We start from the raw sequence: 15,229 nt of genomic DNA, 5'->3' as shown, positions 1-15,229 counted from the left end.
GATGGGCCCGGAACATTCAGAACATGCTGAGTAGTTGCTCCACGCTGGGCTCGGGCGACGAGTCGCCGTCCGGGAGGGCCAGTTCGAACCACACCGTCTTGCCCTGCGGAGTGCGGCGGGAGCCCCATGCGGCGCTCAGCAGCCCGACCAGTTGCAGGCCACGGCCGCCTTCGTCGGTGTCCTTGGCTCGCCTGCGCCGAGGCTGTACGAGGCCCGCGTCCCAGACCTCGCAGACCAGGGTGCGGTCGCGGAGCAGGCGCAGCCGTATCTCGCCCTCTCCGTAGCGCAGGGCGTTGGTGACCAGTTCGCTGACGAGCAGTTCGACGGTGTCCACGAGTGGTTCGAGGTCCCAGGCGACCAGCTGTGCCCTGGTGAGTTCGCGGGCCCTGCCCACCGAGCGTGGCTCGCGGGGCAGCCGCCAGTCGCCCACGGCCTCGGTCGGCATGCCCTGGACACGGGCCATGAGGAGGGCGATGTCGTCCTCGCCGTGGCGGGTGTCCAGAGTGTTCAGGACGTGGTCGCAGATGTCCTCCAGCGAAGAGGAACCCGCTCCCGGGGCGGGCACGGGCGCCGGTGCCCTGTGCCCGGTCGCCTGCGGCGGGAGTGTGCGGCCCGCCAACGGCCGGGAGGGATCGGTGAGCGCTGCCCGGAACGCGCCTAGCCCCTCGTCCAGCGGATGGTGCCTGGACTCCACGAGACCGTCCGTGTAGAGCGCGAGCAGGGCGCCTTCCGGAAGCTCGACCTGGACCTCCTCAAAGGGCTCCCCGCCGACCCCCAGTGGCATGCCGGGGGGCACGTCGAGCAGCAGGGCCTCCTCGCCCGGCTCCACGAGGACGGGTGGCAGATGCCCGGCGTTGGCGAAGGTGCAGCGCCTGGTCACCGGGTCGTACACGGCGTAGACACAGGTCGCCAGATAGACCTCGGAAAGCTCCGGGCCGCGGTTCTTGTGCGCCACGCGGGACGCCTGCTGGGCACCGCTGGGGCTGCCGAGCCCGCGGGCGATCTCGTCCAGCGCGGACAGCACCTCCGCGGGTTCCAGGTCGAGCAGCGCCAGCGTCCTTACGGCGGTGCGCAGTTCGCCCATGGCCACGGCGGCGCGCAGTCCACGGCCCATGACGTCACCCACGACGAGTGCGGTGCGATGACCGGGCAGTTCGATGACGTCGAACCAGTCGCCGCCGACCTCGGTCGCGGTGTTGCCCGGCAGATAGCGGCAGGCGATGTCGAGTCCGGCGGCCTCGGGGTCGCCCGGGGGGAGCAGGCTGCGTTGGAGGATCAGGGCTCGTTCGTGCTCTCGGCGGTAGAGCCGGGCGTTGTCCATGCAGACGGCGGCGCGCGCGGCGAGTTCGACCGCGAGGGCGCGGTCCCGTTCGCCGAAGGGTTCGCTGCCCTTGGCCCGGGAGAACTGCACCAGCCCGATGACCGCGTCGTGCGCGACCATCGGGACGGCGAGGGTCGACTGGACGAGACTGCCTTCCTCACCCGGGATGGCCTGCACCCGGGCGGTGCGCAGAGCGGTTGCCGACGGCGAGCTGAACGGGAAGTGGTGCAGGGCCCCGACACTCGGCGCCCCCGGGGTGGACGCGGCGACGCCCCCGGTTGCGTCCGAGCCCCCGTCCCGACCCGTCCGATCGCCTGGGGCGGTGTCCGGGCGGTCGGATGGCAACGCGCCTGAGACCGCGCTGGCGAAGGCGACCCGGCGCAGTTCGGCGCTGGTGCCGCCGTACCCCTCGGGGTGGCCGGAACCCCAGTGTCCGGGCGGTGCCTCGTCTCCGGTGAGCAGCCCCTGGTACAGGTCGACGGACGCGAGGTCGCAGAAGCCGGGCACGGCGACCCCGAGGAGTTCGCGGGCAGTGGTCTCCAGGTCCAGCGAGTTGCCGATCCGGGCGCTCGCCTCGTTGAGGATGGCGAGGTTGCGCCGGGCGCTGGCGGCCTCACGGGCGGCGATGTGACGGCGCGTGACGTCGATACCGAGTCCGGCGACGCCGACGGGGCGCCCTGTACCGCTGTGCACCCGGTAGAGGTTGACCGACCAGTGGCGGCGCTCGTTGCCGCCGGGCACGTTGCCGACGACCTGAAGGTCGGTGACGGAGTCGCCGGTGTCCAGGACCCGCTTGAGGGCAGCGGTCATCCGCTCGGCCTCCGGCCTGGAGAGGTAGTCGTGGACGGTACGCCCGCGGTGTTCCGACGGAGCACCGCCGAACACGGCCGCGAAGCGCCGGTTGGCCTGTACGACGGTGAGGTCGGGACCGAACAGCAGGAAGCCAAATGGAGATTGGCCGAAAATGGCCTGCGAGGCGGCGAGGTCGGTCTCTATGCCGCGCAGCGCCCGCACATCGACCACGATACAGAGCGCGGCGTGCCGGCCGCCCTCGGTCTCGCTCGGCATGACATAGACCTCTGCCAGGCCGTGCGGGTGTTCTCCGCCCGGCGTGCGGAAGGGGACGAGGCCGGTCCACTCCCTGCCGTCGAGGATCTCGGCCATCTTCCGGTAGCCGCGTGGACGCAGCTCCACGGGCATGAACACCTCGATCGGATCCTTGCCCATGACTTCCGCGGCTTCGATACCGAACTGCTCGGTGGCACGCCGACTCCACTGGTCGACCAGCCCGTCCGGGCCTATCGAGAATGACGCGACCTTGATGTAGTCGTAGATCGAGCCGGGCGGACTGCTCTGCCACACCACGCCGCTCGCCGTCTCAGGTATCTCGCTCACGCGACCGTCCCCTCCAGCTCACCGCACCGGACCGGCCATGCCTGGCAGTATTCAGCACTACGGCCTTCGACGGCACGGCGTTCACGATCACAGAGCGGTCTCGTTCACTTTGAGCCGAAAACGCGATGATCGATGTCCCAACAGACTTCTAACCAGGCAGAGGCAGCTCGAACCACACCGTCTTGCCCGCCCTTCCGCGACGTGTGCCCCACCGCCTGGCGGTGCAGGCCACGAGCTTGATTCCGCGCCCGCCTTCGTCATCGGGTCCTGCCGGGCGCTCCAGGGGCGGATCGGGGAGCGGGTCGCTGACTTCCACCAGGAGCGCCGAGCGGGATGCCGGGGCGCCGCCGCCCGGGCGGGCCCCGTCCCTGCTGACCCCGTCCCTGCTGACCCCGTCCCTGCTGACCCCGTCCACTCTGAGCCGGGCGAGGCGGACGCCGATCGGGCCGGACGCGTACCGAAGGGAATTGGTCACAAGCTCGCTGACCAGCAGTTCGGTCACATCGCTGAGGCCGTCCAGGTCCCAGCTGCGCAACGTGTCGCGGACCGCGTGGCGTGCGGCGCGAACGGCACCGGGCGCGCCAGGGAAGGTCCACTCGGCGACGTCGCCAAGGGTGTCGCTCACACCGATCACTTCCCACGGCCGAACATGGTGACTGGACCACGTCTGATTCCGGAGCGTCAATCACCCCATACCCGATATTCGGAACAACTACCGCAGCGCTGGGCGTATGGTGACGCGAATGGCGGACAGCGGCCGAGTGCTGCTCAAACAGCGGTCAACGGCAGCGAAAAGCCTCATCCCACGAGGCGGAAGCGTCCCGCCCGATCAGGGAAGCCGCAGCACCGCGGCGTCGACCGCGGGGCGGTCCTGGGGCAGCCAGTCCACGGTGTCCAGCTCATCGGGCGAGAGCCAGCGCAGCTCGTCGTGGTCTTCCAGCGGCTCGGGTTCGCCCCGCAGCAGCCGGGCGGTCCACACCTGGAGCACATAGCCGGGCCCGAGCGGCCATTCGCCGGGGACCCGTTCGATCGGTTCCGCCTCGACGCCCAGCTCCTCGCGCAGCTCACGCACGAGCGCCTGCTCGGAGGTCTCACCCGGCTCCAGCTTGCCGCCGGGCAGCTCCCAGCGACCGGCGAGCTCAGGCGGCGCGCTCCGGCGCGCGGCGAGCAGCCGTCCTCGCTCGCACACCGCTGCCGCCACCACGACGCGGGCTGTCACACGATCCGTCATGCGCCGGAGCGTAACGCGCCGAGGCACCCCACGCCGTGTGCGCGGGCAGGGAACCCCCACCCCCGACAAGGGTGTGCGGGATGCGGGCGGGTCTGGGTCTAAGCCAGGTCCGGGGACGGCGTCGCCGACCCAAAGCGCTCCACCCAGTAGAGCTGCTTGTGACCGCGGGAGTCGAGACTGTCCGCGATCTCCCGCGCCTCGACCTCGGTGGCGTACCTGCCGACGCGATAGCGGTTGCCGTTGTCGTCCTGACGGATCACCAGCCACGGAAGCAGCACCGCGCTGTCCTCGCTCATCGCGACCCTCCCGCCGCCTGCCTGCACACCTTCATCGACCCCCGGGAAACCGCACTCTGCATATGCCCGACCTTACGCCTGGCATTTACTCAGCGGTCATGTGTTCTCACAAAGAGATACGGATCCGGCCAGGGCCGGGCCGGAATACGGGAGCGCACATGGCCGAGTGCGCCCCTCCCGAACCCTTCGAACCCTTCCCGAGCGGCCCTGCCCGGCGCTCCCCGCCCTTCGCGGAGCGCCCCGACCCACCGATCGCCCGCCGACCCGGACCCATGGCTCAGCGCACCGGCAGGTGGTACGAGATCCGGTAGCGATCGGCTGGGACGACCACGTCCGCCGTCTCCACCGCCCGGCCGGATGCGTAGTACGTCCGCTGGATGACCATCACCACATGGCCGGGGACACCGCCGAGCGCCTGGAGCTCCTCCGCCAGCCCCGGGCGTGCGCTGACCTCCTCCGCCACGTTGTCCACGACGATGTCGATGGCACCCATCCGTTCGACCACACCGCAACCGCCGAGCGGCCCCTCCTCGGGCAGCATCACCGGTGTGCGCCCGGTGATCGCGAGCGGCTCCCAGGAGGTGGACAGCATCATGGCCTCGCCCGCGTCCCGGAACACATAGCGCGTACGCATCACCCGCTCGTCCGCACCGATGCCCAGCCGGGCGGAAACGGCCGTGCCTGCGTCCACCTGCTCACTGCTCGACTCCCACGTACCCCGGACGCCGTCCGCCGCCTGCTCCTGACGGAACGGACTGCCGCCGGACGCCAGCCGGAAGCCGGAGCGGGCGATACGGCGGGGCACCGGCCGCTCACGTACATAGGTGCCCGATCCCGAACGGCCCTCGACGAGCCCCTCGGCCATCAGCACCTTGCGGGCTTCGAGTGCCACGGTGTCCGACACCCCGTACTCCTCGCGGATGCGGGCCTGGGAGGGGAGCCGGGTACGCGGCGGCAGCGAACCGTTGGCGATCTTCCGTCGGAGATCGCCCGCGACACGCAGATAGGCGGGCTGCTCACCGAATGTCACTGGCCACTCCCAACGGGTTGACAGACAGCAACAGCGTGGCAACCGACGGTTGGCCCCCGCAAGCATGGGCCAGAGCGTCACTGGAAGCAATGCCGCCTCTTCAGCCGGAGATTTACCGCCGGTAGACCACCGGTGGACCGCGGGCTGAACGGGCCTGCGGCAGAAGGGGTGGCCGCTCGGCGCGGCCACCCCTCAGTGCTCATCCGTTCATGTCAGAACTGGAGACCCCAGGAGTCGATCTTCCCGGTGTCGTAGCTCGCGTTGTCGCTGACCCTCAGCTTCCACGTGCCGTTCGCGGCCTCGGACGAGGCGTTCACCGTGTACGTGGTGCTGATGTTGTCCGCGCTGCCGCCGGTGCCGTACGACTTCAGCGTGTACGCGGTGCCGTCCGGGGCGATCAGCTGGACCTGGAGGTCGCCGATGTAGGTGTGCACGATGCTGACGGGCACCTGGAGCGAACTCGGGGCGTTGCCCGAGACCCCGCTGACGGTGATGGACGACTCCACAGTGGCGTTGTCACTGATGGTGTGGTCCGCCGTGTTCTCGAACTTCGTGGTGCCGGGCGGGGTGGTCGTGCCGCCGCCGACGTACAGCAGACGGTTCGGGGAGCCCGTGCCCGCGCTGGTGACCTTGTTCTGGGTGGCGGCCGTCGTCAGGGCCGTGGAGACCTGGGCCGGAGTGGCCGACTGGTTGTCCGCGAGATAGACGGCGGCGGCGCCCGCGACGTGCGGTGAGGCCATGGACGTCCCGGAGATGGTGCTGGTGGCGCTGTCGCCGGTGTTCCAGGCGGAGGTGATGGACGAGCCGGGCGCGAAGATGTCCAGCGAGCTGCCGTAGTTGGAGAAGCCGGAGCGCGCGTCGGAGCTCGTGGTCGAGCCGACGGTGATCGCCGCGGCCACCCGGGCCGGGGAGTAGTTGGACGCGTTGGCGCCGTCGTTGCCCGCAGCGACCACGTAGGTGATGCCTGCCGCGATGGAGTTGCCCACCGCGGTGTCGATCGCGGTGTCGGCGCCACCACCGAGGCTCATGTTGACGACGGCCGGCTTCACGGCGTTACGGGTCACCCAGTCGATGCCCGCGACGACCTGCTCGGTGGTGCCGGAGCCCTCGTCGTCGAGCACCCGGACACCCACGATCTTGGCCTTCTTGGCGACACCGTAGGAGCTGCCGGCGACCGTCGCGGCGACATGCGTGCCGTGGCCGTTGCCGTCCTGGGCGGTGTAGTCGTTGTCGATGGCGTCGTAGCCGTAGGAGGCGCGGCCACCGAAGTCGCTGTGGGTGATACGGACACCGGTGTCGATGATGTATGCCGTGACGCCGCCACCGGCCGACGCCGGGTAGGTGTAACTCGAGTTGACCGGCAGGGACTGCTGGTCGATGCGGTCCAGACCCCAGGACGGCGGGTTGGTCTGGGTGTCGTTGGTCTTGAAGACACGGTTCTGCACCACGGACTTGACGTCCGGGTCCGCGGCGAACTTCTTCGCCTGCGCCTCGGTGAGCTGTACGGAGTAGCCGTTCAGCGCGGCGCGGAAGGTCCTCTTGATCTTCGCTCCGTACTCCGCGGCAAGGGCCTTGCCCGCCTTGGAACCGGCGTCGGCGGCGGAACCGTCGAGAGTGACGATGTAGCTGCCGGCGATGGCGCCGGGCGCACCCGCGTTCTGGATGACGCCTTCCGGCGCCGGCTCGACCGCGGTCGCCTGGGAGGCTGACGCGGTGCCGAGCGCGAGGGCGGCGACGACTATGGCACTGGCCGCGGACAGTCTTCGCCGGGCATCTCGCATCGCATGCATGGTGGGGGTCCTCCTCATCGGTCCTGCTACGTGGGGGAGGCGGACACCGCAAATAGGACATGCTCATGACAAATTGGGGTTTGAGACGAGCGGGGATCGTTCTGTCTACACGCGGTGACTGCCGACCGAAAGGTTGACTGATCTTCAAGGCTCCCACAAGAGGTTCGGCAGCGGATTAACACACACGACACACAAGTGCCATCCTGAAACACATGACGGCGTATCAATGTTCGATGTGCGGGGTTCATTGCCCGGTGGAGACAGCCGCCTGGTGCTGTCCCGAGTGCCGCGGCCCGTGGGACCTCGCCTTCGCCCCGTCCCCGGTGCCGCTCGCCTCGCTGCCGTCGCGCGTCAACTCGCTCTGGCGCTACGAGGAGGCGCTGCCACTGCCCGCCGCCCCGGCACGCGCCACGGTCTCCCTGGGCGAGGGCCGCACCCCGCTCGTACCGCTCACGGACGCCATCACCGCCAAGCTCGACTTCCTCATGCCCACCTTGTCCTTCAAGGACCGCGGTGCGGTGCTGCTCGCCGAACTGGCGCGCCGGCTGAAGCCGCACCGGGTGATCGCCGACAGCAGCGGGAACGCGGGCACGTCGATCGCCGCGTACTGCGCCCGCGCGGGGCTCGACTGCACCGTGTTCGTACCCGCCGGGACCTCACCCAAGAAACTCGAACAGATCGGCGCCCACGGCGCGCGTACGGAACTCGTGCCCGGCGACCGCGAGGCCTCGGCGCGGGCGGCCCGCGCGGTCGCCGACGAAGAGGGCGTCTTCTACGCCTCGCATGTCTTCAACCCGTACTTCCTGCACGGCACCAAGACCTACGTCTACGAGATCTGGGAGGAGTTCGGCGGCCGACTGCCGGAGGCCCTCGTGCTACCGGTGGGCAACGGAACCCTCCTGCTGGGTGCGGCGCTCGCGATAGGCGAACTCCACGCCCACGGCCTGATCACTCGGAAGCCCGCCCTGCTCGGCGTCCAGGCGGCGGCGGTCGCCCCGCTCGCCGTCGCGTTCCGCGAAGGCGCGGACGACGTGCTCGCCCCGGCCGCCACCACCCGCACCCTCGCCGAGGGCATCGCGATTCCGCATCCGCCGCGCGCCCGTCAGATCCTCACGGCGGTACGCGCCACCGGCGGCACCTTCCTCACCGTGACGGAGGACCAGCTCCGCACCGCCCAACTGGACCTCGCCGCCCGCGGCCTCTACGTCGAGTCCACTGCCGCCGCCTGCTGGGCCGCGGCTCGCTCCCACGGCCTGGACGGGCGGACCGCGGTACTGCCGCTGTGCGGTGCGGGGCTGAAGTCGGGCCTCGCGGCGACGGTGTAGCCGAGCCCGCGCCGCCGCCTCAGGACGAACCACACACCTGAGGCCTGATCGCACCACAGCGGCCAAGCGTGGGCGCGCCGTATGGGCTTCCACCGCCACTCCCCCGACGTCGGCTCCTGTCCGTGTCACTCCGGATCGTTCCGGATGCCTTGCCGCGCGCGGCCCCCCTAGTTTGTCGACGGCGTCCCCTGCTCGGGCAACCGGCACGGCCCGTACGACAGACAGAGAGGCACTCCATGGCAAGAACCGGCTTATCCCGCATGCTCTCCCGATTCGCCGTCGTCACCGTCCTCTGGGCCCTGGTCATCGGCATGACCGCCTCGGTCGGCGTCGCCCGTCCCGTGCCGCCCGGCCCCGGGGGCGACCGGAACGGGGTCTCCCGGTACTTCCTGGGGCCGGAGGGGGTGGTCGAGGGGAAGGCCATTCCCACCGTCCCCTGTGATCCCGTCGGACCGTCGGCCACCGACGGCGTCATGGCCGATCAGCTCAACCCTCAGCTCGGCGCGAAGATGGCCGGCTATCTCGACGCGTACAAGATGTCCTGCGCCCGGATGGTCACGCAGGCGGTGAAGGACCGCGGGCTCAACCCGAAGGCCGCGACCATCGCCATCGCCACGATCATCGTCGAGGCCAGCATGAACAACTACTCCCAGGCCGTCGACCACACCAGCCTCGGCCTGTTCCAGCAGCAGGACTGGTGGGGCACCCGCGAGCAGCGACTGAACCCGGCGTACGCCACCAACGCCTTCCTCGACGCCATGGAGCAGCAGTTCCCCGGCGGCTCCTGGAACAACCAGGAGATCGGTTACGTCGCCTGGAACGTGCAGCGGCCCCGTGAGGACCTGCGTCACCTGTACGGCCTTGAGGCCGGCGACGCCGCGCTCGTAGCCAACGCGCTGTGGGCCGGGACGAGCGGCGGGCCCAAGCGCCCGTACGGTTCGGGCCGGGTGGTCTCCGGCCGGTCCGCGGACGGGCGCCTGGAGGCTTTCGCCGCCGGTGCCGACGGGGTGTATCACGCATGGCAGACCCAAGTGAACGGCAACTGGTCGCCGTGGCGTTTCGCGGGCGGCCCGCGCAACGCGCAGCTGGCGGTAGCGACCAACGCGGACGGTCGGCTGGAGCTGTTCGCGCTGTCCGACGCGACCTTCGACCATATGTGGCAGACCGCGCCCAGCGCGGGATGGTCCGGCTGGGCGAACTTCGGCACGGGCGGGTACCGGGTTGCGGCGGGCACCAACGCCGACGGCCGTATCGAGGTGTTCGCCTCCAACCCCGACGGCGTGTTCCACCGATGGCAGACGGCGCCCGGCGGCGGCTGGGCCGCCTGGGACGGCACCGGCGGCGGCCCGGCGAACGCGCGCCTCGCCATGGAGAACGCGCCAGACGGCCGGCTCGAGGTGTTCGCGCTGTCCGACGCGACTTTCCAGCATCTGTACCAGACCGGCGTGAACGGCGGCTGGTCCGCCTGGGAGGACTTCGGCACCGGCGGCAAGTCGGTCGCCGTCAGCCACAACCAGGACGGCCGTATCGAGGTGTTCGCGTCCAACCCCGACGGCGTGTTCCACCGCTGGCAGACCAGCCCGACCTCCTGGTCGGCGTGGACGGGGACCGGCGGCGGGCCCGCCGACGCCGAGCTGGCCACCTCGCGGTCGGTGGACGGCCGGGTCGAGGTGTTCGCGATCAACGCCACCACCGCCGGCCACGCCTGGCAGACCGCCCCGAACGCGGCGTACGCGCAGTGGGAGTCGTTCGGCGGCGGCGGCACGGCGATCGGCGCGAGCAACAACGCCGACGGCCGCATCGAGGTCTTCGGCACCAGCCACGCCGGCGTCTACCACCGCTGGCAGACCGGCTTCGCCTCGTGGTCCGGGTGGGGCTGGCTGAACGACCGCGGGCCGGTGATGGATTAGCCGATCCAGCAGGACCGGATGAGGTCGAGGGAGTGTGCGGCTCCCGCCCGGCCCGCACGGGACGACGACCGGCGTCGCGTTGGCCGTCGTCCCGTGCGGGCCGGGTCCGCTTCAGGAGGTGAAGGACCTCTCCAGCCTGGGGATCAGGTCCCGGAGGGACTCTTCCCAACAGCCGCCGTTGTGGCCCCCGTCGCACAGCGTGCCCCAGCCGGAACCGTCGCCGTAGTTGACGTAGTGGTACGACATACCGAGGGCGTCCATCGCGTTCTTGACGTGCTTGGCCGCTCCTTCGAGCCAGAACTCGATGTCGGTGGGCGAGCCGCCGCCGTTGCCGACGTAGAGGGAGACGCCGACGCCGCCCGTCTTGAGCCTGTCCATGTGCTGCGAGGGGTCGACCTCGTTCCACCGCCGGTCGGCGTTGAACACCGGGTACGGAGAGCCGAACGCGGCGTCGCTGTCCACGCCTGGCTTGTACGGGGAGTCCTTCGGGTCGCAGGCACCGGACGCCGAGCCGCAGATGGCGCCCTGTGCGTCGATCAGCGAGGCGACGACGGCGAGCCTCAGGTCCATGGACCTGACCGACAGGTCGATGTCGCCCGACAGGGACGCGGTCTGACTGAACAGGTCCGGGCGCGCCTGGGCGTAGCGGAAGGCGCCGAAGCCGCCCATGGAGACGCCGACGACGGCCCGCGCCTTCTTGGTGGGGATGGTCCTCAGGTTCGCGTCGATGTACGGGATCACCTGCTTGAGGTGGAAGTTCTCCCAGTTCTGGGCACCGGCCGCGGTCTTCTGGTTGAGCCAGTTCGCGTACCAGCCTCGGGCGCCGCCGTCCGGAATGACGGTGATCATGGAGTCCGACATGGAGAGCGCCGGATAGTCCTGATGGATCGGGTCGTCCGGCGAGCCGTGCAGGAAGTACACCACCGGGTAGCGCCGGGAGTGGTCGTCGTGATATCCGCTCGGAAGAATGATCTTGATGTGCTGCTCGCCGGCGACCTCGGGCGTGGTCACCGTCAGGTAGAAGTTCGTGGCGCTGCCCTTCGCCGTGTCGACCTGGGTCAGGCCGAAGCCGTTCGGCATCGGCGGCGGCACAGTGCCGCCGTCGGCGGCCTGGACCGAACCCGCCGGCGCGACCATGGCCGCGGCGGCGAGCATCCACGCCGCCCCCAGTCGCCACCAGTTCGCTCGTCTCGTCACAACGTTCTCCCTCATGAGGTGTCGGTCATGGGTGCACGTCAGCTCAGGTGCACGTCAGCTCAGGACCTTGATCCGCAGTTCCGGTGAAGCCGCGATCTGTTCCTCGGTGAAGCGCTCAGTCACCCACTGTCCGGCCGAGAACAACTTCGTCTGGTCGATGTGGTGCGGTGAGGTGGGGTCGGCCGACTGGGAGTAAGCCAGGACGGAGAGCGCCTGCGGCGGCCCGTCGGCGGTGAACAGGACCTGCTGGATGAAGCTCGATCCGTAGACGATGTCGAACTTTCCGTCAACCTGACCGGGCGTGACCACGTTCAGCACCCCCAGTTGGCCGATCGAGCCGTGGATCGGGATCTGATCTCCCCCACGGGTGATCTTCTGGACGTCCGACAGCCGGGCGTTCAGCGGGATGCCCGCCCTGCGCAGCGCGAGAACGGCCCGGCCGAGGGCGTCACGGAGGACAGAGCTGCCGGAGTCCAGCGAATTCGGCGTGTGCACGGGGTCCTTGGGGTCGAAGGGCACCCGCCACGGCAGCTTCTCGATCCCCTGTCCTCCGAGAATGAAGGACCAGTAGTGCGCGAACAGCCAGGAGCCGCTGCTGTCCGACGTGTAGTCATGGCTCTTCCAAGCGGCCAAGATCGGGCACGCCTCGCTCACGTTCACCAGGTTGCCGTCCACCAGAACCAGCCCGAAGGGGACGCTCCGGCACATCGACACCGTGGTGTTGAGGGCCAGGTCGGCCGCCCGGCTGTTGTCGGCGAAGAGCAGCCGCCCCATGGTCTCCGGGGTGAAGCCCCTGCCCGGCAGTCCGTCGGTGCCGTCGATCCGCTTCTGCGCGGTCAGGATGAGCTCCTGGGTACGCAGCGAGCGGGGCGCCGCGCTGTCGCCCATCACCCTGGGGAAGGTCAACGGCTGCTCGGGGTTGGCCAGCCAGGGGCTGTCGTTGGCATTGCCCACGAAGTCGGTACGGATCAAGCGCGGCTGCTTCCTCGGGTCCAGCAGGCCCGGCGCGGCCGCGTTCGGGTCGTCGGGCCAGTCGCACGCGCTGCGCTTGCCGTCGAACACGGAGATCGGCGGGACGTTCGGCAGCCGGAGCGTCTGGTTGAACAGCAGCTTGCCCGTCTCGGTGAGACACGACCGGGCGTGTTCGTCGGTGATGTTCGGGGTGGCCTGGATGTCCGCGTACAGGGCGTTGCCCTTGCGGTCGGAGGCGACGGTGTTGAAGAAGGGCACTCCCTGAGTGCTCTCCAGGGCGTCGACGACGTCGTGGACGTCCTTGGCCTGGTCGAGTCGGAACCAGGTGTTCAGTGCGCGCAGGTTGTCGAGGTTCGCGTCGCGCACCGCGTGCGCGCTGACCACCCAGGGCAGGGGCACGCCCTGCACGGAGGTGGTGATCGGGCCGTAGCGGGTGGACCACAGGGTCCTGGTGACCTGGGAGAGGGTGCCGTCCGCGTTCCGTACGTCGACCGCGACCTGCTGCGAGGTCATCTGCTCCCAGGCGCCGTCCACCAGGTACTTGGTGGGGTTCAGCGGATCCACCTGGACGTCGAAGAGGCCGAACGGCGCGACGGTGGCGACCGTGTGGCTCCAGGCGACGTTCTCGTTGTAGCCGATGTTGATCGCGGGGAGGCCCAACAGGCTGGCCCCGGAGACATTGATCCTGCCCGGGATCGTCAGCTGGCTCTGCCACATGCGGTTCTTGCCCTGCCACGGGAAGTGCGGGTTGGCCAGCAGCATGCTCGTGCCGCCGGACACACCCTGCGAACCGACCGCCAACGCGTTGCTGCCCATGCTCTGTTCACGGCTCGCGGCCATCGCGTCGCGGATCTTCTCGGCGGTCTTGGCAGGCGGGTCTGCCGTCGTCGAGGCTGCGGTGGCTCCGGGAGGCGCTGCGTTGACCAGCCCGTCCAGCAGCGCGTCGGCGCTACCCATGATGATCTCGGCATGGGCGTGCCGGTAGACGTCCATCTCGGTGATCGGCCGCACCCAGTCCGCACCGCGGCAGGCGGGGTCGGAGAGGTTGTCCACGCCCGTCTCGGCCAGGTACCGGTTGTAGCCCTGGACGTAGCCGCGGATGGCCTCCGTGACCTCCGGCGCGGGGCCGTTGGGGGCCGGCTCGGCGAGCAGCCGCTCCACCACCCGGTTGTCCTTGATCCTCTGGAAGTACAGGTCGCTGTTGAGGTTGGTGGTGGTGTTCTGGTTCTGGCCGGGGCTCGCCTTGCCCTCGGGCCCCAGATGGCGGGACCTCTGGGCGTTGACCATCAGATAGGTGTCGGCCAGGGTGCAGATGTTGTCCTTGGCCGCCGCGTATCCGTAGCCCGTGCCGAGACCCGCCCAGTCCGAGGCGACGATGTGCGGGATTCCGTACTCGGTGTAGCGGATCGTCGGCTTCTCCGGCGCCGGCCCCTGCCCGCCGGCGGCCGGTGCCGCGGCTGTCAATCCGGTGGCCGCCACCGTGCTCATCACCGCCGCCGCGGCCAGGACGGCCATCGGCAGCCGCACCCTGTGTCTCCTCCGTGCCATCGAGCCGTCCTTCCCTGGGGTACGGGTCCTGGTCCGAACGCGGACAGGCCAGGGATAGCCGACGCGCCCGTCGGCTGTCCCTCCGTAATCTTCCGGAGTCCCCCGGCCGTCTCGCGCTGCTACGTTCCGGACGCCCGTTCGCACGGCCGCGGCCGCTTTCCGCCGCGTCGGACACCTCGCCGTCACACACGAGCCATAACTCCCGACCAGGAGGACACGTTGAGCGCGCAGCAGCCCACCCGTAGGAGCATCCTGAAGTCCGCCGGCGGCCTTTCGGCCGCTCTGGCCCTCGGCGCCGGAGGCGTCCTCGCCGGCGCGACCTCCGCAGCCGCCGTCGGTGACGGCTTCGGCCTGCGCATCGTGGAGCGCGGCGAGGCCGACCCCCGTATGTGGTACTACCGCTTCCAGACGAGCGCGATCGGCTGGAACCCCGCCGTCAACGTGCTCCTGCCGGACGACTACCACTGGAGCGGGCGCACCTACCCCGTGCTCTATCTCTTCCACGGGGGCGGCAACGGCCAGGACTTCATCACCTTCGACCGCGAGCGCATCCGCGACTGGACCGCGGGCAAGCGGCTCATCGTCGTCATGCCCGACGGCGGCCGCGCCGGCTGGTACTCCAACCCGGTGAGCTCCAACGTCGGCCCGCGCAACTGGGAGACGTTCCACATCGAGCAGCTGATCCCGTGGATCGACGCGAACTTCCGCACGTTCGCGGAGTACGACGGCCGTGCCGTGTCCGGTTTCTCGATGGGCGGCTTCGGCGCGCTGAAGTACGCGGCCAAGTACTGGGGGCACTTCGCCTCGGTCAGCTCCCACTCCGGCCCCGCCAGCCTGCGCCGGGACAGCGGTCTCGTGGTCCACTGGGCCAACGCCACCTCGGGGACGCTGGACCTGGCAGGCGGCACGGTCTACGGCGCGCCGTTCTGGGACGAGGCCCGGGTGAACGCCGACAACCCGATGCAGCGGATCGAGAGCTACCGCCACAAGCGGGTCTTCCTGGTAGCCGGCACCAGCCCGGACCCGGTCTCCTGGTTCGACACGGCCAACGAGACCCAGGTTCTCGCGGGCCAGCGGGAGTTCCGGGCCGCCCTCGGCAGCGCGGGCATCCCGCACGAGTGGCACGAGTTGCCCGGCGGCCACTTCGTCCGCCACGACATGCTGGTGCGCGATATCGACGGTGTCATCGCCCGGCTGCGCAAGGCGTGAGCGCC

Annotated in this window: 11 protein-coding genes; 3 read left to right on the top strand and 8 right to left on the bottom strand. The window is 69.9% G+C overall.

The genetic code is table 11. The features are described from left to right. Positions 1-16 precede the first annotated feature (16 nt). The 6 genes from V1460_RS06730 to V1460_RS06705 form a co-directional block, all read right to left on the bottom strand. Positions 17-2,716, bottom strand: coding sequence for a SpoIIE family protein phosphatase (locus V1460_RS06730; protein ID WP_338672726.1), 2,700 nt, complete (start codon positions 2,714-2,716; stop codon positions 17-19). Positions 2,717-2,864: 148 nt separating this feature from the next. Then, entirely contained in the window at positions 2,865-3,350 is a 486-nt protein-coding gene (locus V1460_RS06725) for an ATP-binding protein (RefSeq protein ID WP_338672725.1), read from the bottom strand. Positions 3,351-3,545: 195 nt separating this feature from the next. Further along, a complete protein-coding gene (locus V1460_RS06720; RefSeq protein WP_338672724.1) occupies positions 3,546-3,947 on the bottom strand; it encodes a (deoxy)nucleoside triphosphate pyrophosphohydrolase in 402 nt (133 codons plus the stop codon). A gap of 98 nt (positions 3,948-4,045) precedes the next feature. Then, complete coding sequence (locus V1460_RS06715) at positions 4,046-4,243, bottom strand: SPOR domain-containing protein (protein WP_338672723.1); 198 nt, start codon at positions 4,241-4,243, stop codon at positions 4,046-4,048. Positions 4,244-4,520: 277 nt separating this feature from the next. After that, positions 4,521-5,273, bottom strand: coding sequence for a GntR family transcriptional regulator (locus V1460_RS06710; RefSeq protein WP_338672722.1), 753 nt, complete (start codon positions 5,271-5,273; stop codon positions 4,521-4,523). Positions 5,274-5,485: 212 nt separating this feature from the next. Beyond that, entirely contained in the window at positions 5,486-7,063 is a 1,578-nt protein-coding gene (locus V1460_RS06705; protein WP_338672721.1) for a S8 family peptidase, read from the bottom strand. Positions 7,064-7,275: 212 nt separating this feature from the next. Between V1460_RS06705 and V1460_RS06700 the strand changes: the two genes are divergently transcribed. Together V1460_RS06700 and V1460_RS06695 are read left to right on the top strand one after the other, a co-directional pair. After that, on the top strand, positions 7,276-8,388 hold the full coding sequence (locus tag V1460_RS06700; protein ID WP_338672720.1) for a pyridoxal-phosphate dependent enzyme: 1,113 nt from the start codon (positions 7,276-7,278) through the stop codon (positions 8,386-8,388). Between the two features lie 236 nt (positions 8,389-8,624). Beyond that, on the top strand, positions 8,625-10,298 hold the full coding sequence (locus V1460_RS06695) for a peptidase M23 (RefSeq protein ID WP_338672719.1): 1,674 nt from the start codon (positions 8,625-8,627) through the stop codon (positions 10,296-10,298). 111 nt (positions 10,299-10,409) lie between these two features. On the opposite strand, the gene V1460_RS06690 is transcribed toward V1460_RS06695, so the two are convergent. Both V1460_RS06690 and V1460_RS06685 read right to left on the bottom strand, forming a co-directional pair. Next, positions 10,410-11,453 carry an alpha/beta hydrolase gene (locus V1460_RS06690; RefSeq protein WP_407077596.1) on the bottom strand — a complete coding sequence of 348 codons (1,044 nt, stop codon included), beginning with the start codon at positions 11,451-11,453 and terminating at the stop codon, positions 10,410-10,412. Between the two features lie 96 nt (positions 11,454-11,549). Further along, on the bottom strand, positions 11,550-14,015 hold the full coding sequence (locus V1460_RS06685; RefSeq protein WP_338672717.1) for a penicillin acylase family protein: 2,466 nt from the start codon (positions 14,013-14,015) through the stop codon (positions 11,550-11,552). A gap of 219 nt (positions 14,016-14,234) precedes the next feature. On the opposite strand from V1460_RS06685, the gene V1460_RS06680 reads away from it, so the two are divergent. Beyond that, positions 14,235-15,224 carry an esterase family protein gene (locus V1460_RS06680; RefSeq protein ID WP_338672716.1) on the top strand — a complete coding sequence of 330 codons (990 nt, stop codon included), beginning with the start codon at positions 14,235-14,237 and terminating at the stop codon, positions 15,222-15,224. The last annotated feature ends 5 nt before the right edge of the window (positions 15,225-15,229 follow it).

The sequence above is a fragment of the Streptomyces sp. SCSIO 30461 genome (assembly GCF_037023745.1).
Taxonomy (GTDB): domain Bacteria; phylum Actinomycetota; class Actinomycetes; order Streptomycetales; family Streptomycetaceae; genus Streptomyces.
Note: the sequence above shows the minus strand (reverse complement) of the source record. Positions and strands in the feature narration are given on the sequence as shown.